26 protein-coding genes and 3 tRNA genes are annotated in these 17,845 nt (G+C 39.0%); 12 read left to right on the forward strand and 17 right to left on the reverse strand.

Annotated elements, in window-relative coordinates; genetic code table 11:
- The first annotated feature begins 4 nt into the window (after window positions 1-4).
- The 3 genes from AL038_RS11585 (at window position 5) to AL038_RS11595 (ending at window position 275) form a co-directional block, all read left to right on the forward strand.
- Window positions 5-81: transfer RNA gene (locus tag AL038_RS11585), tRNA-Pro, on the forward strand.
- A gap of 13 nt (window positions 82-94) precedes the next feature.
- Window positions 95-171, forward strand: a tRNA-Arg gene (locus AL038_RS11590).
- Between the two features lie 28 nt (window positions 172-199).
- Window positions 200-275: transfer RNA gene (locus tag AL038_RS11595), tRNA-His, on the forward strand.
- A 19-nt stretch (window positions 276-294) separates the two neighbouring features.
- Here the strand turns inward: AL038_RS11595 and AL038_RS11600 are convergent.
- The 8 genes from AL038_RS11600 to AL038_RS11635 form a co-directional block, all read right to left on the reverse strand.
- Window positions 295-1,326 carry a tyrosine-type recombinase/integrase gene (locus AL038_RS11600; protein WP_066246134.1) on the reverse strand — a complete coding sequence of 344 codons (1,032 nt, stop codon included), beginning with the start codon at window positions 1,324-1,326 and terminating at the stop codon, window positions 295-297.
- On the reverse strand, window positions 1,326-2,150 hold the full coding sequence (locus tag AL038_RS18565; RefSeq protein ID WP_062152994.1) for a hypothetical protein: 825 nt from the start codon (window positions 2,148-2,150) through the stop codon (window positions 1,326-1,328). Before AL038_RS18565 ends, AL038_RS11600 begins: the two co-directional genes overlap by 1 nt.
- Window positions 2,134-2,406, reverse strand: a complete 273-nt coding sequence (locus AL038_RS11610; protein WP_062152996.1) for a hypothetical protein — start codon at window positions 2,404-2,406, stop codon at window positions 2,134-2,136. The genes AL038_RS18565 and AL038_RS11610 overlap by 17 nt, the downstream gene beginning before the upstream one ends.
- Window positions 2,407-2,447: 41 nt before the next feature.
- A complete protein-coding gene (locus AL038_RS11615; RefSeq protein ID WP_062152998.1) occupies window positions 2,448-3,749 on the reverse strand; it encodes a hypothetical protein in 1,302 nt (433 codons plus the stop codon).
- Window positions 3,750-3,897: 148 nt separating this feature from the next.
- The gene (locus tag AL038_RS11620; RefSeq protein WP_161575461.1) at window positions 3,898-4,035 is read right to left on the reverse strand and encodes a hypothetical protein; all 138 of its coding nucleotides are present in this window, start codon (window positions 4,033-4,035) and stop codon (window positions 3,898-3,900) included.
- A 110-nt stretch (window positions 4,036-4,145) separates the two neighbouring features.
- Complete coding sequence (locus AL038_RS11625) at window positions 4,146-4,355, reverse strand: hypothetical protein (RefSeq protein WP_062153000.1); 210 nt, start codon at window positions 4,353-4,355, stop codon at window positions 4,146-4,148.
- Window positions 4,352-5,326, reverse strand: coding sequence for a hypothetical protein (locus tag AL038_RS11630; RefSeq protein WP_062153001.1), 975 nt, complete (start codon window positions 5,324-5,326; stop codon window positions 4,352-4,354). Before AL038_RS11630 ends, AL038_RS11625 begins: the two co-directional genes overlap by 4 nt.
- Window positions 5,313-5,534: a hypothetical protein gene (locus AL038_RS11635; RefSeq protein WP_062153005.1), complete on the reverse strand. Its 222-nt coding sequence runs from the start codon at window positions 5,532-5,534 to the stop codon at window positions 5,313-5,315. Before AL038_RS11635 ends, AL038_RS11630 begins: the two co-directional genes overlap by 14 nt.
- A 92-nt stretch (window positions 5,535-5,626) precedes the next feature.
- On the opposite strand from AL038_RS11635, the gene AL038_RS11640 reads away from it, so the two are divergent.
- Together AL038_RS11640 and AL038_RS11645 are read left to right on the forward strand one after the other, a co-directional pair.
- Window positions 5,627-6,025, forward strand: coding sequence for a helix-turn-helix transcriptional regulator (locus AL038_RS11640; protein ID WP_062153006.1), 399 nt, complete (start codon window positions 5,627-5,629; stop codon window positions 6,023-6,025).
- Between the two features lie 570 nt (window positions 6,026-6,595).
- On the forward strand, window positions 6,596-7,231 hold the full coding sequence (locus AL038_RS11645) for a hypothetical protein (RefSeq protein WP_145917101.1): 636 nt from the start codon (window positions 6,596-6,598) through the stop codon (window positions 7,229-7,231).
- Between the two features lie 459 nt (window positions 7,232-7,690).
- Here AL038_RS11645 and AL038_RS11650 read toward each other — a convergent pair whose 3' ends face one another.
- Window positions 7,691-7,873, reverse strand: a complete 183-nt coding sequence (locus tag AL038_RS11650; protein ID WP_062153010.1) for a helix-turn-helix domain-containing protein — start codon at window positions 7,871-7,873, stop codon at window positions 7,691-7,693.
- Between the two features lie 122 nt (window positions 7,874-7,995).
- Here AL038_RS11650 and AL038_RS11655 point away from each other — a divergent pair, with 122 nt between their 5' ends.
- The 5 genes from AL038_RS11655 to AL038_RS11675 all read left to right on the forward strand — a co-directional run bounded on the left by AL038_RS11655 (window position 7,996) and on the right by AL038_RS11675 (window position 10,726).
- On the forward strand, window positions 7,996-8,622 hold the full coding sequence (locus AL038_RS11655; protein ID WP_062153012.1) for a protein rep: 627 nt from the start codon (window positions 7,996-7,998) through the stop codon (window positions 8,620-8,622).
- Window positions 8,623-8,758: 136 nt separating this feature from the next.
- Window positions 8,759-9,181, forward strand: a complete 423-nt coding sequence (locus AL038_RS11660) for a tellurite resistance TerB family protein (protein WP_145917102.1) — start codon at window positions 8,759-8,761, stop codon at window positions 9,179-9,181.
- Window positions 9,182-9,248: 67 nt separating this feature from the next.
- The gene (locus tag AL038_RS11665; protein ID WP_062153016.1) at window positions 9,249-9,857 is read left to right on the forward strand and encodes a DUF4389 domain-containing protein; all 609 of its coding nucleotides are present in this window, start codon (window positions 9,249-9,251) and stop codon (window positions 9,855-9,857) included.
- A gap of 36 nt (window positions 9,858-9,893) precedes the next feature.
- Window positions 9,894-10,262 carry a metalloregulator ArsR/SmtB family transcription factor gene (locus AL038_RS11670; protein ID WP_062153018.1) on the forward strand — a complete coding sequence of 123 codons (369 nt, stop codon included), beginning with the start codon at window positions 9,894-9,896 and terminating at the stop codon, window positions 10,260-10,262.
- On the forward strand, window positions 10,262-10,726 hold the full coding sequence (locus AL038_RS11675; protein ID WP_062153020.1) for an LEA/WHy family protein: 465 nt from the start codon (window positions 10,262-10,264) through the stop codon (window positions 10,724-10,726). The genes AL038_RS11670 and AL038_RS11675 overlap by 1 nt, the downstream gene beginning before the upstream one ends.
- Here the strand turns inward: AL038_RS11675 and prmC are convergent, their stop codons facing one another.
- On the reverse strand, window positions 10,727-11,572 hold the full coding sequence (prmC, locus tag AL038_RS11680; RefSeq protein ID WP_062153022.1) for a peptide chain release factor N(5)-glutamine methyltransferase: 846 nt from the start codon (window positions 11,570-11,572) through the stop codon (window positions 10,727-10,729).
- 36 nt (window positions 11,573-11,608) lie between these two features.
- Here prmC and AL038_RS11685 point away from each other — a divergent pair, with 36 nt between their 5' ends.
- A complete protein-coding gene (locus AL038_RS11685) occupies window positions 11,609-12,148 on the forward strand; it encodes an LPS-assembly lipoprotein LptE (RefSeq protein WP_062153024.1) in 540 nt (179 codons plus the stop codon).
- 104 nt (window positions 12,149-12,252) lie between these two features.
- On the opposite strand, the gene AL038_RS11690 is transcribed toward AL038_RS11685, so the two are convergent.
- The 6 genes from AL038_RS11690 to AL038_RS11715 form a co-directional block, all read right to left on the reverse strand.
- Window positions 12,253-13,001 (reverse strand): IS5 family transposase gene (locus AL038_RS11690; RefSeq protein ID WP_101539186.1). Its coding sequence is split into 2 segments (ribosomal slippage): window positions 12,253-12,587 and window positions 12,587-13,001, totalling 750 coding nucleotides; the frame shifts between segments, so codons are not numbered across the junction.
- 32 nt (window positions 13,002-13,033) lie between these two features.
- Window positions 13,034-13,171, reverse strand: a complete 138-nt coding sequence (locus tag AL038_RS18955) for an IS1 family transposase (RefSeq protein WP_083991507.1) — start codon at window positions 13,169-13,171, stop codon at window positions 13,034-13,036.
- A gap of 70 nt (window positions 13,172-13,241) precedes the next feature.
- Window positions 13,242-14,039, reverse strand: a complete 798-nt coding sequence (locus AL038_RS11700; RefSeq protein ID WP_062153026.1) for a hypothetical protein — start codon at window positions 14,037-14,039, stop codon at window positions 13,242-13,244.
- A gap of 13 nt (window positions 14,040-14,052) precedes the next feature.
- Complete coding sequence (locus tag AL038_RS11705) at window positions 14,053-14,430, reverse strand: hypothetical protein (protein WP_062153028.1); 378 nt, start codon at window positions 14,428-14,430, stop codon at window positions 14,053-14,055.
- Window positions 14,431-14,575: 145 nt separating this feature from the next.
- Window positions 14,576-15,286 (reverse strand): AIM24 family protein, encoded by a 711-nt coding sequence (locus AL038_RS11710; RefSeq protein ID WP_062153030.1) that lies wholly within the window; start codon window positions 15,284-15,286, stop codon window positions 14,576-14,578.
- A 17-nt stretch (window positions 15,287-15,303) separates the two neighbouring features.
- The gene (locus tag AL038_RS11715) at window positions 15,304-16,590 is read right to left on the reverse strand and encodes a hypothetical protein (protein ID WP_062153032.1); all 1,287 of its coding nucleotides are present in this window, start codon (window positions 16,588-16,590) and stop codon (window positions 15,304-15,306) included.
- Window positions 16,591-16,744: 154 nt separating this feature from the next.
- Between AL038_RS11715 and AL038_RS18290 the strand changes: the two genes are divergently transcribed.
- A complete protein-coding gene (locus AL038_RS18290; protein ID WP_201800081.1) occupies window positions 16,745-17,311 on the forward strand; it encodes a 7(1) septoil knot domain-containing protein in 567 nt (188 codons plus the stop codon).
- A gap of 25 nt (window positions 17,312-17,336) precedes the next feature.
- On the opposite strand, the gene AL038_RS11725 is transcribed toward AL038_RS18290, so the two are convergent.
- Window positions 17,337-17,828 carry a chemotaxis protein CheW gene (locus AL038_RS11725; protein ID WP_062153034.1) on the reverse strand — a complete coding sequence of 164 codons (492 nt, stop codon included), beginning with the start codon at window positions 17,826-17,828 and terminating at the stop codon, window positions 17,337-17,339.
- Between the last annotated feature and the right edge of the window lie 17 nt (window positions 17,829-17,845).

Genomic DNA, 17,845 nt, shown 5'->3' on the forward strand with positions numbered 1-17,845 from the left:
AGTGCGGGGTATAGCGCAGTCTGGTAGCGCACCTGCTTTGGGAGCAGGGTGTCGGGGGTTCGAATCCCTCTACCCCGACCAGCAGTTTCAATCTGCGCCCGTAGCTCATCTGGATAGAGCATCAGCCTTCTAAGCTGAGGGTAGCAGGTTCGAGTCCTGCCGGGCGCGCCATAAATCTGTTATCTTATATGTATCAATGGTGAGCGTAGCTCAGCTGGTAGAGCCCCGGATTGTGATTCCGGTTGTCGTGGGTTCGAGTCCCATCGTTCACCCCATCTAAACAAGCCTTTAAAATCAAGGGACATCCTGCTTAAACTGTCCTGTCCAGTCCAGTGCAGACAAGCCCAGTCTCACAGAGGCAAGGTCTAGGTGTGCATAAATCTCCGTTGTTTTCACACTCTGATGACCCAGTAAATCACGAATAACCACTAAAGCCACACCCTCCATAACTAACCAAGCCGCGCAGGTATGGCGTAAATCATGAACGCGAAAATTGCGAATATTCGCCCGTTCACACGCTTTTAAGAAAGACTTCCGCAAATTTCCTACTTTCTGCCCGTGCTTATCACAAAAGACAAATTCACCTAACCGTAACTTGTGTAACTGAACTAAAGTTGCTAAAGCCCGTGGATGCAAAGGAATACACCGCCGTTTCTGCCCTTTGGTATGCACCGCCTCCAACACCAAAAAAGCCCGCTCAAAATCCACCCTATCCCAAGTCAAGCCCAACAGTTCCCCCCGCCGTGCGCCTGTATATAAAGCCAACACGATAAAATCCGCCAAATAAGGCGTTAAACTCAAGCGAGCAGACACAATTAACCGCTCCGCTTCCTCAGGCTTCAACCACCGTACCCGCCCCTCAGGCTCACGCAACATTTTGCCTTTAGTCGGATTAGGTAACTGCATATCCATCTCCGCGTTATACAAATTAATTGCCGCACTTAACAAAGACAGCTCACGATTAACCGAACTAGCAGAAACCGCCGTTAAGCGCGTACTCATAAAAGCGCGAAGTTGCCGACTCCGAAAAGTCACCATATCCAACTGATGCCCTAAACCCTCCAACAAAGTCCTAGCCCGTAACTGGTCATCCTCAGCACTGCGCTTGTCCGCCTTCACCGACAAAAAGAAAGACAACACCCTTTCAAGCGTCACCGTTCCCAGTGGAACAGCACAAGCCAAAAACCGCGCTAACTCCTCATCCCCAATACGAGGCAAGCGGCCGATATAAACCACTGCTAAAGCCCCTTTCTGAACCAAACGATTCAAGGTTCGCCGTGAAACCTTCAACAACTGTGCAACCTCATCCAATGTGTATAACTGCATTAAAATTCCCGCTCTCTTAAACGACTCAACGCAATTTCCTCTTTGTAGTACTTATTACCATTACCATCCAGCGTATAACTGATAATTACCCCGTTATCTGTAAACTCTTCAATCCAACAACATTTACATATATGGTTATTCTTATCTATGAAGTCATACATTCGGTCTACGTGGAATCCGCCCTTAGTTTTGACCTTCTCCATCGATACCTGCTCTATATACGCTTTCAACGCTTCTACTTGCTCACTAATTGCATTCATTTTTAAATGAATATTATCTAGTGCATCCTGTTGAGTATGTTGTAAACTTCTAGTTCTTAAGATAAGATTTAACCCATTAACGGCTCCAAGCCATTCTCCCTTATTTATCGCTAGCTCCACCGCTTGAGCTTTCACTGTGGGGTCTATACGCTCCTCAGCAATTACTGCCTGCACCGCCTTAGCTGTAACAGGCTTATCAGACTCACAAACCGCTTGCCACACTTCCCGCTGTTTCTCAGGAGACAAACCGACTAACGGTCTTATCTGTGCCTCGTTCTCAGGTAACTTGTCACCAACTGGATACAGATTCTTTACAACTGCACTAGCATTAATCAAACGGTGCGCATGTTGGCGGTGCATCTCCCACTCTTCAACACAATACGCCTCAAAACTCTTGTATCCCTTCAACCGATATAAACGATTATCCCGAATTTCCGCTAATGCGTTCCCTACCCGATAAAACGCCTTCAACTCTTTGGCTATCGTTGTTTCCAACTCCTCTAAACGGCTATCCATTTCCGTTTTAATCGCTACTCCACCTACCCAGTCAATCTGTTCTAACATGTTGTTCTCCATTCGCTCTTCTCATGACACTATTAAAATTTCCCGTTATTTTTAGACTTTCGAACACACTTTTTTCAAGAGAAGATAAATAATCCTTCATTTCTTTCAGCGTCATGTCATTAAATGACAAATTGCAGGCTAAACTTGTTACAACGACTATTTTTAACGCTTCGAGTGGGTCAAACTCATCTTCATTATTTAGATGACAAGAGATTACGTCATCTATTTCATTTGCTACACGTTCCGCAATAATCATGTTCTTCTCCAAAAAAATGCGCCCAATGGGGCGCGGTTGATTTAAATAGAATCTTTACGCTTTAACGTACCGCGATAACTCACCCGTGCTTTTTCGCTACACGTTGGGCAACGTACTTGATTGTGAGCCTTTACTAAAAACTCATCGTCACATTCGACACAATGATCTTTTTTCCCAACACGTCCCTTGCTGGCAATGCCACTCAGTTCTGAAGGTACAAACTCAACGCCTTCTACGATGGTTCGTGTGTATTCTTTTACGCCCGCTTCTACGCCCGCGTAATCTTTTACGCTCGCTTCTACGCTCGCGTAATCTTTTACGCCCGCTTCTACGCGCGCTTCTGCATTTGCATTACTTTTTTTTTCATCAACGGGTAGAGACAACTCTACTTCGTCATTGTCTTCATGACGTGGCAATTGTTGATATTGAGGTTGTGTATTGACCTGATAACCCGCGCGGGTGTTTTGATAGGTTGCAACTGACAACTTAGAACCCAATAGCAGAACGAATGCAGTTAAAACTTCATAAGCAACCGCAGAAAAAGCGAGAAAAAAAGATTGCATCAGTGAGGGATTGAAAGACATTAAGCGCGCTTGGGTGATGAATAAGGGGTGTACAGTCTCATTTGTGTTGCTGATGACACTAGCAGACTGCATAGCACTTAAGGCTTGCTGTTTAGCGGTTAAAGCGGTTTGATATTGATTAAACTGAGTGACAACGGCATTATGCTTGTCCAAATCAGCAAGCAAGGGCTGTATTTGAGCGCACGCTTCACTAGCCCGCGATTTAAATTGCACCCCTCTACTATCAGCTTTTGGCGTGCATACCCCATTGCTATAAGTCATATAACCGCTATAACTACCCACAACAGCGTTAATGGCTTGTTCAATCTGTTCAATTTGAGCCTTAGACTCATTAACCAGACTTTCATCAATCGCAAGGGATTCAATGCGCTTACTCGCTTGTTCTAAATCGCTTTTGGCAACCTGAGAAGCTAGGCTATTTCTAGCAGTTTCCTGTTCGTAATGCGCTTGTGAATTCGCCATAAAGCCTAAATGTGTTTGAGTGCCAATAGCAAAACACACTGTAAACCAAATAAGCCAAGCGACAATTGCAAGTGAGCCGTGACCTGCACGCCCTAAGTGATGACTCGCAACGGGTAAAACACCACTGAGTAGCGAAAAGAAAAAACCGAATAAGCCGTAAATAACTTTTTCTAAGAGTGTGACAGCAAAAGATTGGTATAGGTAAACTGCGGTTAAAATACCCACTAATAACATGCAGATACCGATAACATTTAAAGCGGGTGCGATTGAAGATTGGGCGGGGTTGTGATTATTCATCGTGTTCCCCATTGAATGCTTGCACTGTATGGATTAACATTGATGTCGAAAACATGTTAAAAACCTCATTTATTGAGTTGCCCTAAGCAATGCGCTGTACATCGCTTAGGGTTATTTGCTTAAAAAGCGGGTTTAGTTTTTTGTAGCGTTATTTGGATTTCGCATTTTTTATTGCTTCGGTTAGTTCTAAACACTCTGCTACTACTTTTCTTCCTTTTTCTATTGCTGTTGTCGCTGATTTTAATTGTTCATTAAGACGTGCTATTTCCGCATTTTGGTTACTCATGCTCTTCTCCTGTCTATGGGAATGATTCCCCGTTCACGTAAAAACTTCAGTCCTTTCTCTAACAGCCAACCGATAAAAACTATTCCCGCCATTAGCAAAAATATTTTCATTTAAAACGGTCTCCCTGCAATCGAGCGTTTATACAACATGGTCTTGCTCCAGTATTCATGCCGTCTTTTCAGATATATCCCTTTTAAATTTGCTGATATATCACTTGGATATCCGTGTACTTGTCTTGTGCTGGCTTTTTCTGCCACTCGGTAAAACCGCCACCATAACTTGTATTCTTCTTGCGTTAATGCCTTGAATTGCTTTTTCATGGTTGCATTCCCATACTCTTCATTTTCTCTATTTGCATTTGCCTTAATTCCTCTCTGATTCGATTCGTATTTTTCTCTTGCTCCTCTGCGGAAATCGTGGGCTTTATACCCTTCATTCGCTTGTTCATTTCCTTTAATTCCTCTCTGGCTTTAATCCCTTCTGCTTTCTTTTTCGCTTGCTCCTCTGCGGAAATCTCGGGCTGTTGTGTGGCTTCCCATTTTTCCCGTTCTGCTCTTTTGCGTCGCTTCTCTGCCAATTGATTTGTTGCAATGAAATTCCCATTCTTTGCCCGTTGTGCCAAACTTATTAAAAATCCACTGGGGTTTTTGATTGTTCCTTTTGATAGGTTTTCATTGAGTTCATCTAAAACCGCTTGGGGGTTTGGCACACCTTGCAAGACTTTGCAGGCTTCCTGTTGCATCTGTTCGGTGTAGTCTTTTAAGGCATAGTCAAAAATTAATTTTTCGGGTTCTTCAATTGTTTCAGGTTCTTCTGTCATTAACGGTCGGGGTTTTTCAATCGCTTCAATTTCTTCTGTTTCAATAATTTCTGATGATTCATAATCAGGGTTAAGGCTTGGGTGTTCGTATAGGGTGTATTGGTTGCCTATGAATTGGCCTTTTTCGTTGCGTAAACTTTCAACTTGCATATATCCAAATGAAATCAATTCTTTAATTATTTTCCGTATCTTATATTCACCTTCTTGATAGTTATTGACTAAGTACGCAACGTTGATGTCCCAGTCGTTGCGCTTTTCAAGTAACCGACACGCTAGCCCTGTCGCAGCCATTGATAGCCTTAAATCGTTTAGGATTCTGTTATCTACACGTGTGTAGTTTTTTTCTTTTGCTACTCGAATTATTCCGAGTCTCTTTTCTTTAGTCGTTTTCATGATTGTTCGTGGTTCTGTTTTCGTTGTATCTTTTGACGCTAAGCGGATTATTCCTTGCATCTCGTTAGTCGTTTTCATGATCTTTTCTTATGCTAAATCCGAAGTCGGCTTTAAAGGCTTCATCTATTTGTGCATAACTAATACTTCTCGGCTTTATCTCCTTATCTGCATACCGTGCAATAAAATTTCTTACATTACTTTCGTTAAAGCCTTTTACTCTTGCCCAAGAGCCTTGAGTCATGCCTTTATTCTTAATTGCGCTGTTTATTTCTTCTTTGCTTGCCATATCATTTATAATTGAGATAGAAACAATCTCATTTTTGGTTAAGTTAATCTCATTTGCGCTTATGATAAGCTCAAATGAGATAGGAATGCAATATGTCTATTTCAGCTAAAGATGTTTTGGATAGATTGGCAAAATTAGCTAATTCTAAAACTGATAAGGAATTGGCTGATTATGTTGGTATTTCTTCCAGCAATATTAGTACATGGAGAAGTCGAGACACTATTCCATATGATGCCTGTTTGAAAATCTCAGAACGTGATGGAATTTCTATTGATTGGCTTTTAACAGGTAAAGGCAGTATTTACAAAGTTGATTACTCTATTGATTCAGTTAAGGAAGAACAAACTGTTTTAGAGCTTTATCGTGCGTTATCAATGGAACGTCGACATGAGATTTTGTCGATTCTTCGTGAAAAGAAAAGCATGGAGGAGTTACTGCGGAGAATGGTAGAACTAGAAAGGCTAGTAGAACATGACAGGAAAACGGCTTAAAAAAATTTTGCCTCTCCATATGGTGAAAAATCCATGCTGGTTTTATCAAGATGTAGCTTTTCCGAATGCGGCTAAACACAGACTACTAATAACTAATATAACTAAATACTATCTTTTGACTTATTACTGAAAAACACACACACAACAAAACCGTGTGTGATTTTCGCTATATGGTTCTTTGTTCACTGTTGGGATATACAAAAAGGAGTGCTACGCACAACCTGCTTGAAAGACTGAATAACCTAAAAGGAATGCTACGCATAGCCTCTTAAAGTCAAAACAAGTTTGGTAGGGAAAAGACAAAACCCGTCCGCTGTTCCCAATGGAGAACGTTACAGAGAACCGCGATTAAAAGAAAAACCCGATTTTTAGGGTAAAACCTTTTTAGGACAACAATCCGTTATTTCTAATAGGTTACAGCTTGAATTAACGTTAAATTCATGTAATCATTATTAACCTGTTCAAACCTATCAAAGTTAAAAGAAAAATCATTTCAAGGCTTGTGCAGGGGTTCAATTTGAGGTAACGGGAATATTGGGGAATGTTTTAAAATTGCCACGGGGAAAACTGTTGAAAACATTCGCTATTATTTTTATGGCAATAGCTTTGATGGGAGCTTTAGTTATTGATAAGGGGTTAAAAGAAGCTCTCGACACTCGCCAACAACAAATAGATAAACAGAGATTACAAATAGCTGTTTTAACAAAAGAAAGAGATAGTTTATTGAGTACTCATGAGAAAGTTAAGACGCAGGTTGAGCGAGTAGAAGCAATGTTGCAACCCACCTTTAACGAGTTAGGACAATTAAGAGCCGTTGTCAGTGAACAGAAAGCAATGCTTAAAGAACAAGAGGGTTCAATTGTTCAGTTGAGAAAAAGCAATGTGAATGAAGTCGCTACTAAAAGACAGGAAAGCTCAGTTAAACAAGAGAATCCAGTTAAGCAGGAAAGTTCTGTTAAAATGAAACCTAATACTATCTATGTAGAAACAGAGAACGGAAAAGAAGAATTAGAAAGCTCAATTAGTATTGAAGGCTCAAATAGTTACTATGATTTAGCAAATAAGATTCCGTTTATTGGCAGATTACCGCAAGGAAATCCTTATTTATTTCAATGTGAAAAAGACAAGATTGTTTATTTTTTCTCTAATAGTGCTTGTCCGAGGGGATATCTTACCAAGTTATACAGGCATAAGATTGATAAGTAAGTATTGACTCCAATTGGAGACAAGAGAAGCTGAAAAAAGCCCCGCCCGCAATCGAGCGCGGTGCGCTGATGCGGGCGGGGCTGACTGAGGCGAAACTGTTCAGCAGGTTTGCAGAAAAGATTACAAGGGGTGGGTCATCTTTTCAGGTTAGCCAAACCGTGCTAGGCTGTCAGGCTGTAAGCCTTGATACTATAACGAAATTACCTGTAAGTTTGATTTATAAGGAAAAACCGCTTTTTTTACTTTCTCCCGCCGCTCCTTTAGCCATTCTTAACCGTTTTTTTATTTATCAAGCAGTTAAAAATTCTGTGTCATTTGGACGTTTTTAAATCCCCCTTTATTACTTATTTTTAATCTTTTTTCTGAAAAAAAACGCGCTTTTGAACCAATTTAATATAAGCAGTTGAATAGCAATAAAAAAGCGCATTTAACTTGTGGGGTTAAATACGCTCTTTATTATTACTGGTTCATCAAGGATATTAGTTTTTGCCCTACGTCCCAACGGGGCATTGTTCCGTCATTACAAATTCGGTTAATCCCTGCCCGACTCATTCCGACTAACCGCCCTATCTTTTCGTAGCTTAATTTCTTTTGTTGCTGAATTTCTAAGATAATTTCTTTAAAGTTCACGTCATCACCCATTTTAAAAAACCTCTTACAACAAAAATATCTACTTTTTGAGGCTCATTTATCTACTTTTTGAGTCTCTAACCTCTAGTTTTATAACCATTATTTTGGTTATCATCAGTTGCATGGATACTAACATGCTTACCCTTAACGATTATCAACGTCGCTTTCAGCAATTCGCCTTGCAGTCAGCGGTGCGTCGTTTATTACCAGACACTAGGGTTTCAAGCTGTTTGCGTCGTCTCTCACAATATCCTAACAAAAAAACCCCGTTGTATTTATCTTTTGTGAAAGTAAAACAGTCTGTTCAGCATAAAAAGACGTTTTTCACGGGGCTTGATGTCTGCGGTTCGGTGTGGGTCTGTCCTGTGTGTTCTGCCAAGATTTCAGAACGACGAAAAGCAGAACTTGAACACCTGTTAGTAACACATCGCGCTCAAGGGGGGGAGTTGGTCATGATTACGCGCACCGTTCCCCACGAATTTGCACATGATTTAAAAACTTTTCTCACTTCATTTTTAAAAGCAGAAAAAATATTAAAAGAAACGACAGCCTACAGACAATTAATTGCAAAAGTCGGCGTTAAAGGCACGGTAAAAGTGTTAGAAGTGACATACGGACAAAACGGCTGGCACGTCCACACACACGAATTATTTTTTATCGAAAAAGGCTATTCCCGTCTGTACGGCGATTTATCAGGGCTTGGCTATGATGAAGAAGAGCGACGTTATCACGTTCCCGCACGCGCGGTTTATTTTCTATAGTAACCGTACTATATCCCTTTTAGAATATTGTAAATAAGCTTTTTACCCCATATTATGTCAACAGACAGATTAAGTTGTGCTAACTAAACAAGGGTAAATTATTTTTTAATGTGGGCTTTATACCAGAAAGGAGAAAATGATGTCTTTTTTTGATAGTTTGAAAGATACGTTTAGAAACGTGGCAGATGTAGTGCAAGATAAATTAACGCAAAAACAAGTTGATGCGTTTATAAAAGGCGGGATTGGTGCGGCATTAGCGGGCGATGGAGAATTGAGTTCTGCGGAAATTGCCGAAATAGCGAAAACCATCAGCACAACCTTAACCAATGTGTCGGTTAAAGAAGCCTTAGATAAAATCAACGCTTTTCTTCCTGAGTTAAAGGGTTATGATACGAACCTGAGAATTTTACTCATTGGTGATGAAGTGGGTAGAGAGATTAAAAACGAGAATGTAAGATCGGCATTAAAGAAAATGTGTACTCGCATTGTTCAAAGTGATGGAATAGTTTCTGACGCTGAAGGTGAGTATATTAAGTTGTTGTTGGATGCGATGAAGTAGGTCTCAATAACCTGATAGCTCGTCTATCAGGCTTTCTTTTTCCACTGCTTAATGGTTTCCTATCTCTATGAATGAACTACCGATTAATCGCTCGACATTGAAAGAAAATTTGCATAATGCAAATACTTGGATTCGTGGCGCGTGGATGCTACTTTTTATTATTGTTTATGAAATAGCGGCTTTTGTGATTGGCTTACTTGCTATCGTACAGTTTGTTTTGCTGTTGACAGCAGGCACACCCCATTCAACATTATTAAGCTTTAGCCAACGACTTAATGCTTATGTTTATCAGATAATTAATTATCTTATTTACGCGACAGAAGAGCGACCATTTCCTTTTTCAAGTTTTCCTAAAATGGAATTGCCCTCGTCTGTTATGTACGCAAATGCAACGCTGGATTTTAGTAATGCTCAACAATTTATCCGTAATTACCGCTTTTGGTTACGCGGGTGTTTTATGTTAGTATTTGCTTTAATTCATTTTTTTGTTTTAGAATACATTATGTACGGAATTATCTTTTTTCAATTTGGTTCTGTACTATTTGTTGCAACAGCAAATGAGGCATTAAAACAATTGGCAAAAAGCTTATGTGCTTATATTTATCAGATTATTAGTTATTTAACTTTTAATAGTGATGAAAAACCTTTTCCTTTTAGCCGTTTACCTGCATTATAATGCACATCATTATCGCCTAGTTACAGGACATAGATTATGTTACCTGAAGCGTTTTTTCATGCCTTATCTGATGAAACCCGTTTGCGTTGCGTTGCGTTGTTGCATCAATATGGTGAGTTGTGTGTTTGTGAATTAACTTACGCACTTGGATTAGCACAACCAAAAATTTCGCGGCACTTGGCTATTTTAAGAGCAACAAATGTGTTGCAAGATAGAAGAGCTGGGGTGTGGATACATTACAAGCTGCATGAAAAACTGCCAATATGGGCAAAAAATGTATTGTTTGAAACGCTTTGCGCATTAGAAACGCAACAGCCTTATCAGCAGGATAGGCAGAATTTATGTGATATGCCTAATCGTCCTACGATTGCATCACTATGTTGTACTGATAAGAAGATAACATAATGAAATATATGCGCTATATTTTTTGTTTGGGCCTAAGTTTGTGTTTAAGTGCTTGTGCGACACTGTCATTAGAACCCCTTACGCCAGAAATTAGTTTGATGGACATTAAAGTTACACAATTAGGCTTTTTCGAGCAAACCTTTGCATTACAGTTGCAAGTAAAAAATCCGAATGATTTCCCCTTACCAATAACAGGGTTACAATATAAATTAGAAATTAATGGCAGTGAGTTTGCAACTGGCAACAGTGGAACGAGTACGTTAATTCCTTCTTTAGGCAGTAAACTCATGACGGTTGAAGTGGTCAGCAATTTAAATCAAATTGTTGCCCAAATCAAAGATTGGAGTAAGGGACTATCGCAAACCGTAGATTATCGTCTTTCGGGGGGCATACGCTTGTCAGACTGGATGCCGTTATTGCCTTTTGAACGCGCAGGACAAGTGCCATTAACTATTAAGCGGTAATCACGCTGTTTGTCCTAGCGTTACCCGTTCTTGTTCTTCTAAATCAACGATTGTCGTTACACCACAAAAACCGTTTTGTTGCATCAATTCGCGCACAGCTTGTCCTTGATTATACCCATGTTCTAGTAATAGCCAGCCCTTTGGTTTTAAGTATTGTTGACCATATTGGACGAGGTGACGAATATCAACTAGCCCGTCAATTCCAGCCGTTAAAGCAGTGATTGGTTCAAAACGAATATCTCCTTGTGTTAAATGTACATCGTTTTCTGCAATATAAGGCGGATTGGAAACCAGCATGTCCATAGAATGCGGCAATAAGGCTTGTAACCATGAGGCACAGATAAAAAAAACGTTATCAATTTTTAATCGGTGCGCATTTGCTTGGGCAACAGCTAACGCGATGGGTTCACGGTCTATTGCAAATACTTGCGCAGCAGGACATTCACGGGCGAGTGCTAAAGCGATTGCACCACTACCCGTGCCTAAATCAGCAATCATCGGTGTCGTTATTGTTACGAGATGTTTTAAGGCTTGTTCAACCAATGATTCCGTTGCGGGACGCGGAATTAACACCGCAGGAGAAACAAGCAAGTCTAAACTCCAAAATTCTCGATGCCCCGTTAAATAAGCAATCGGTTCGCCCTGTTGGCGACGACTGATTAACTGGTGAAAATAGTCATATTGTGTTGTTGACAGTTGGCGATTTGACCATGCAATTAAATAACTTCGTTGCACGCCTAATACTTGCGTCAATAGAATATCGGCTTCTAAGCGGGGGCTTTCTATTCCTGCCTGTTGCAATAGGGGTATTGCCGCCTGCAAGGCTTGCTGAATGGTATAATGCAAAATAATTCCTCAAATAAATTCTGAAATAACGACATCATGTTAAAGTCTTTCACGTTATATCGTCAATTATTTAATTTATTAACAATAGTTTGTCTTGGTCTTTTCCTGACAGCTTGCGGCTTTCAATTGCGCGGTACAATCGGTTATCCGATGACAACCACTTATTTACAATCAGAAAATGCTAATCGTATTACTGCGGAGGTGATGCGCTTATTACAAGATAGTCAAGTCACTATCACCGCAAAACCTGAAGAAGCACAAATGCTGGTTATTTTGCGTAATGAAATCATTGAACGACGAGTGTTATCTGTTTCCGCAGTAACGGGGCGTTTAGAAGAGGTGGAACTAAACTTTCGGGTGGAATTAGAAGTACAAAACCCTAAAGACAGAAGCATTTTGCAAGATAAGCAAGTCATTAGTTTATTAAGGGATTATAGTTTTGATGAGACGGCTGTATTAGCGAAAGATACTGAGGAACAGGTAATAAAAGAAGATATGTTTCGTGATGCAACTGCGCAAGTTTTACGGCGGCTACAGATGCTAAAACTGTCGGCAGTATCAAATAAAGAAAAATAAAGCGTCATGCTAAAGAAGTGGGGATTTATCTAATGAAATAGATAATAACCCCTGTAATTTTCTATTTTCCTAGAGCCTGTCATCAAATAAGAAGGGTTAAAGGTTCAAGCTAAAAGAATCAAGGTAGAAGCCAAATAAACCCCACTTAAGAAATTCCTAGCGCGTTTATCATATCGTGTAGCTATTGCACGATATTGCTTTAATTTACCAAAGAAATGCTCGATTAAATAACGTGCCTTATAAAGAGCTTTATCATAATCAGGTGGATTTAAACGATTTTTCCTGAACGGAATCACAGGTTCTATGCTTTTCTGTTTTAAAACATCTCTAACCCGTTCATCAGCATCATAAGCCTTATCAGCCAATAAAGCGTTTGCCTTTATCTGAGGAATAAGAGCATCAGCCCCTTCAAGGTCGCTTGCCTGTCCCGCAGTCAAAAAAAAAGGGTCGGATTGCCCAGTGCGTCAACAACGGAGTTAATCTTGGTACTTAAACCCCCTGCGCTACGTCCAATGGCTTCATCTGCGCCACCACCACTACTATGTTGATGCGCTCTAACTATTGTGCTGTCTATCATGGCATATTCATTATCGGCATCGGCACTTAGTATCTTGAAAACACGTTCCCAGACACCTTTCTTAGACCAACGACTGAAGCGGGTATGGACGACACGGAAATCACCAAAGCGTTCGGGGAGGTCGCGCCAAGGAATGCCACTGCGATAACGGAATAGAACAGCATCAATAAACAAGCGGTTATCTTTAGCCGTCATCCCGACATGTCCTTTACGCCCAGGGAGTAGCGGTTCTAGTTTTGACCATTGTTCATCGGTTAAGGCATAGCGACGACTCATTGTTTTATCCTTGGCGATATCTGGGTATATGATTATAATATAACATTTTTTACTATTTGATGACACGCCCTAGAGAAAGACAAGGTTTTCCTCACTAAGCGACTAACACACGGTCTTAACATGTTATTAAATCGCTCAATGCGTTGCTTGCAGCTAGGACAATTTAGCATTTTAGTAGTTTTTCTATTTCTTCAGTTTAATAGTACTGCTTTTTTAGCACGGCCATTTTTCTTAGTCGTATTAATCAATTCTAATGGGCATGGCTCGACTGGCAAATTTTGCAATCACAAAATACCAAAACCCTTTTTGCAATAAGTTACCAAAAATAATGGCTAACGCTAAGAAAATAATGCTGAATTGATAGCTTTTGAAGGTATTCCATAATACATCATTAATATTGACGAGTGTGTTTAAAGGTGAGAATTGAGCAATGCCACCTGTTTTTAGTTTTTCTAGTCGATTTTTTTCATTAATAGTTTGTTGCTCTTGTATTGTTAATGTGTTTTTTGTCGCAGTCAGTTGTTGATGTTTATCGAGCCAATCACGGCTAAACGGGTTTTTTATCCAATATGGTTCTGTTTTTTTAAGCTCAATAAGTTCACGATCAACCGTTTTAGCATTGTTTTTTAACAGGGTTAGTCGTGTGTCAAGAGCCGCTATTTTTTGTTGCAGTTTGGTGCTGTCATTGGAATAGGTCAACTCATTTTGTAAGTGTTGTATAACAGTTGCTTGTAGGACTTGTGTAAGAAGTAGTTCTTCTTTTTCGTTTTTTAAGGCATTAAACCTATCATCTACCCTCGTTTTCTCGTTATGCCAATGGTAGTAAGCAACTGTATTTAGCGGATTAGCGGGGTTAGGGCGTGATTCCTTCAGTCGTGTTAATTTGGCATCAACTACTTTAATTTGTTCGTTTTTTGCATTTAAAGCCTGTTGTGTTGCTTTTTGTGCTTCTTCTGCTTTATGTAATCTGTTGGCTAAATCATCTTTTATCCATTGTTCCTGCATATTATGTTCATCAGCTAAGTGTTGATTACACATTGCAACACTTTCATCAAATTCGGTAATTAATTGATTTTGTTTTTTTTACAAAGGTGTGTTCTGCCGTTTTCCACAAGTAATAATCTATAGGACTTAGAAAGGGATTAGGGGCTTGTTGGCGTTGTAAAAAATCTTGGCTGGATTGCTGTAACTGTTGTCCTGCGATTGACATTTCGGTGCAGACAACTTGCAACTGTGGGTCATTAAAGGCAATAGCGGGAATTTTTTCGAGAATTTGTTGGGTTTGCACGGTAAGTGGTGGTAAATTTTGTATGTCTAGTGTTATAACCCATTGACAAAAAGCAGTTACAATAACAAAAGCAAGAGATATGGCAAGAAACGCAAAGACTTTATAAATAATCCAACCAAGAATATCGAAAATGAGCTGCATAGTGTGAAATCCATTGTCGCCTATTTTTATGTGGCAAAATGCTACCACAATAAATGTTTATTTTTTAGATAAATAGCCTATCCACCTTTAGAAAGGTGGGGCAATGAAGCATGAATCTGTAAATTCTAATATTGACCATAAGCTATTAAAAACCTAATACTTTTCCAATAATTGTCATAAAGTTATTAACTATACGCATGAATGGATTAGCATTTGCTAATGCGATGAGTTCGTTAGACACCGTTGCTTGACGAATGACAATGCCATCACCCATAAAGTGATAATCAAACAAGGCTTCTTTCTCACGATAATAGCCCCAAAATGTTTCGTTACGAATCGTGGTGAAAGTTAAATTAGCCTGACTTCCTATTAATGCGTGTTGGTCAACACGAACTCTTTTTTGGGGTTCAACCCTCTCCAAGCTAATTCCTCCTTGACCATAAACATAAATTGTTCCCGTCCCGTAAAAAATAATATAACGTAATCTGCCTGTTACCCAACTATGCAAGCGATTTAATATCCAGCGGGTTTTTATATGAACATCGCCACGCGTAGCAATAATATACTTAGGATGTAAAACAACGGCTTTATGCTCACTCAACTCTATACTAATGATATGTTTATGAGAGTCTTGTTTAGAACCTAATGTAATACAAGCTTCTGCTACTTCAGCAGGTAAATTTAATGCCTGCATTTCCTTTAAATTAGCAACATAGCTCAATAATGGGTAACGATAAGACCATAAAAAACGTGTTCTTTTAGTAACCTCAAGTGGACAATATTGTAACCAACCTAAATGGATAAATAAGGTTTCTGTCGGTTTTAAACTAACGTTTACTGTGTGACCACCTTGCAATTTAACACCTCTTGTTTTTAGTAGTTTTGTAATACTTGTATGGGACGTGTATGACTGGCTAACTTCGCAACAATAAAATACCAAAAAGCTTTTTGCAGATAATTACCAAACATAATAATAAACACAAGCATAAAAATACTACTGGTAAATATTTGGTATGTTTTCCAAAATAAATCATTATTATTTAATGGATTAATGATTTTTAAGAGTTGTTGTGAGCCTTCACTAACAGTTTGTTCAAGCATACTTTCTTCTTTTGCTAATTTCTGGCGTTGTTCCCGTAACATGTCTAATTCTGCAATCAATGCGTTTTGTCCCTTTAACTCGCTACGAAGTTGTTTTATTTTTTCTGTTAGTTCGGCGATTTGTGTGTCAATTAGGGGAAAAACTGTTTTACGTTTTTCGTTCTCGGAAATAATTGTTGCGCTAGTTTGCTCAAGTCGTATCTTGGCATTAATCAAATCACCATACTGCTGACGCATCGTATTTAACTCCATGCTCATTGTATTAAGGGTTCTTTCCCAACGGCGATGCTCAAGAAACTCAAGTATTGAATGCGGTTCTATTCTTTTAACCTTATTTATCTCGTTATTAGACCCTTCAATTTTATTAGCTAAATAGGCAATTTCTTTTTCCCATGCTTTTAAAGTTTCGTGATGTTGCTCATTTTCCTGAGAAGTATTGGCAATAATAATCTCATGTTTTACTTTCTCGTTGGCTAATGCTTGACGTTCGGTACGTAATGCCTCCAATGTTTTAACCCGTTGTCCGTTTGAATCACCCGAGCTATTAATGCTTACACGTATATTTTTAATTTTTTCAGTTAACACTTCAATTTGTACGTTAATTAACTGTACTTTTTCTTGATTAACTTTTTGCTGTTGGGATAATATTTTATTACATTCATCTGTTTGCTGATTAAAGCTTGAAATAAGTTCATTTTGTTTCGTAACAAAAATTTGTTCCCCTTTTTTCCATAAAAAGTAATCAATAGGATGTAAAAAAGGATTTGGTGGTTCTATTTGTTGCAAGAATTGTTTTGTCGTTTGGTCTAAACGATGAGCAATATCAGAAGCGGTGGCACACGCACCTTTGAGGAATGAAATCCCTGTATGATTTAGCGTTACGGTGATTGGCTCATTAATCTGTACAATTTGTGCTGACAGTGTTGGCAAATCTTGCGAATAGATTATATTGTTTGCCTGTTGATAAAGAAAAGTCATTGAAAAAAATAGAATAGAAATAAAAATAATAATAAAGCTTTTATATATTAACCAAGCAAGAATATCAGTAATCAATTTCATGATTCAGAACCTTAAAATAACCTAAACTCATGCAGAATAAGTGATTGTATCAATAATATAAATATTTTTGTGGCTTTTTAAGTATCTGCTTTAATTTACAAATACTACTACGCATTGATTTTAATAGCATAACTTCAATAGGATAGCATTTTTTATGTTAAAAAAACTACTTAGTATTCTCATCTTTTTCAGCGTAATACCAACAACAGGGGCGACAGAACAATTTAACACCACGACTTGTCGTCATGGTGAAAAAACGCTTTATGGTAAGGCGAAAAAAGTGGAGAGTTTTGCGGATATTAAAGTGCAGTTAGTAAACAGTTTTGCCGATTTAGATGTCAATATCGTCAATAATTCCCCTAATCATTGTGGCGAATGGCAGTGGGTGACGGGGTCGGCTGATTTTACTGTACAGTTTGTTGATAGTTTTCCTGATATAAAAATTCGTTATACAGGAGAGATAAAGCTGGATGATGTTAATTGTATGTATAACGGCAAATTACTATATGGGAAAGTGAAAAAAGTAGATAGTTTTCCAGATATTACCGTTCAAGAAGTCACTGCATTTCCTGATTTGCGTGTGCAGTTTGTAGAAGCCTTTCCTGATAGTTGTGGTAAATGGCAATGGGTTGAAAGCTTTCCTGATTTTACGGTACAGTTTGTCACGAGCTTTCCACAATTAAAAATCCAATTCGTTACTGCTTTTCCCGGTAATCCTTAATTAAGAAAATTAGTAGCTTGTTATTTTAAGTGTTTCGTGTGAGCAATAAAGGGAGTGATTTTTTAATTAACCCTTCTAAATAAGTAAAATCAGGTAGCCACGCATTTTTTAAGTGGTCTTTTTCTGCTAATTGCACACCAAAAATCAAACCCTTGCGTTTTTCTTCATACGGATTAAGCAAGTCTTCAGGCTTAACCGATAGTGCTTGCGGTATATCCGTTGCTAAAAATGCGTAAAAAGGCAACATTTGTGGGGCTTCTAAACCATAAAGCACAACAATGCGGTAATTATTAGAAATATTAACCGTAGGCAATGATAAGGCTGTATTAATAGATAAAACAGGCACTTTCTGCTCACGCCATTGTATTGTTCCTAATAGCCATTCTGGCTGTGTATCCGCAACAGGTGTCGGTGATGTATAAGGTGTAACTTCGGCAACTAACGTGCTTGGCAGTAAAAAACAGCCGCTGCTGATGGGCACAAGTAAACTGCGTACAACATTTTCATTAACAGACATTCGGTTGTTCTCCAGTT

The sequence above is a fragment of the Beggiatoa leptomitoformis genome, from assembly GCF_001305575.3.
Taxonomy (GTDB): domain Bacteria; phylum Pseudomonadota; class Gammaproteobacteria; order Beggiatoales; family Beggiatoaceae; genus Beggiatoa; species Beggiatoa leptomitoformis.

Coding starts and splice junctions, on each gene's coding strand:
- AL038_RS11660 (WP_145917102.1), top strand. CDS start 8,759: ATGATGTCTTTTTTTGATAGTTTGAAAGATACGTTTAGAAACGTGGCA.
- AL038_RS11705 (WP_062153028.1), bottom strand. CDS start 14,430: ATGCAGCTCATTTTCGATATTCTTGGTTGGATTATTTATAAAGTCTTT.
- AL038_RS11715 (WP_062153032.1), bottom strand. CDS start 16,590: ATGAAATTGATTACTGATATTCTTGCTTGGTTAATATATAAAAGCTTT.
- AL038_RS11665 (WP_062153016.1), top strand. CDS start 9,249: ATGAATGAACTACCGATTAATCGCTCGACATTGAAAGAAAATTTGCAT.
- AL038_RS11685 (WP_062153024.1), top strand. CDS start 11,609: ATGTTAAAGTCTTTCACGTTATATCGTCAATTATTTAATTTATTAACA.
- AL038_RS11620 (WP_161575461.1), bottom strand. CDS start 4,035: ATGAGTAACCAAAATGCGGAAATAGCACGTCTTAATGAACAATTAAAA.
- AL038_RS11600 (WP_066246134.1), bottom strand. CDS start 1,326: ATGCAGTTATACACATTGGATGAGGTTGCACAGTTGTTGAAGGTTTCA.
- AL038_RS11700 (WP_062153026.1), bottom strand. CDS start 14,039: ATGTGTAATCAACACTTAGCTGATGAACATAATATGCAGGAACAATGG.
- AL038_RS11640 (WP_062153006.1), top strand. CDS start 5,627: ATGTCTATTTCAGCTAAAGATGTTTTGGATAGATTGGCAAAATTAGCT.
- AL038_RS11655 (WP_062153012.1), top strand. CDS start 7,996: ATGCTTACCCTTAACGATTATCAACGTCGCTTTCAGCAATTCGCCTTG.
- AL038_RS18290 (WP_201800081.1), top strand. CDS start 16,745: ATGTTAAAAAAACTACTTAGTATTCTCATCTTTTTCAGCGTAATACCA.
- AL038_RS11630 (WP_062153001.1), bottom strand. CDS start 5,326: ATGAAAACGACTAACGAGATGCAAGGAATAATCCGCTTAGCGTCAAAA.
- AL038_RS11725 (WP_062153034.1), bottom strand. CDS start 17,828: ATGTCTGTTAATGAAAATGTTGTACGCAGTTTACTTGTGCCCATCAGC.
- AL038_RS11650 (WP_062153010.1), bottom strand. CDS start 7,873: ATGGGTGATGACGTGAACTTTAAAGAAATTATCTTAGAAATTCAGCAA.
- AL038_RS11610 (WP_062152996.1), bottom strand. CDS start 2,406: ATGATTATTGCGGAACGTGTAGCAAATGAAATAGATGACGTAATCTCT.
- AL038_RS18565 (WP_062152994.1), bottom strand. CDS start 2,150: ATGTTAGAACAGATTGACTGGGTAGGTGGAGTAGCGATTAAAACGGAA.
- AL038_RS11635 (WP_062153005.1), bottom strand. CDS start 5,534: ATGGCAAGCAAAGAAGAAATAAACAGCGCAATTAAGAATAAAGGCATG.
- AL038_RS11615 (WP_062152998.1), bottom strand. CDS start 3,749: ATGAATAATCACAACCCCGCCCAATCTTCAATCGCACCCGCTTTAAAT.
- AL038_RS11675 (WP_062153020.1), top strand. CDS start 10,262: ATGAAATATATGCGCTATATTTTTTGTTTGGGCCTAAGTTTGTGTTTA.
- AL038_RS11625 (WP_062153000.1), bottom strand. CDS start 4,355: ATGAAAAAGCAATTCAAGGCATTAACGCAAGAAGAATACAAGTTATGG.
- AL038_RS11670 (WP_062153018.1), top strand. CDS start 9,894: ATGTTACCTGAAGCGTTTTTTCATGCCTTATCTGATGAAACCCGTTTG.
- AL038_RS18955 (WP_083991507.1), bottom strand. CDS start 13,171: ATGCTAAATTGTCCTAGCTGCAAGCAACGCATTGAGCGATTTAATAAC.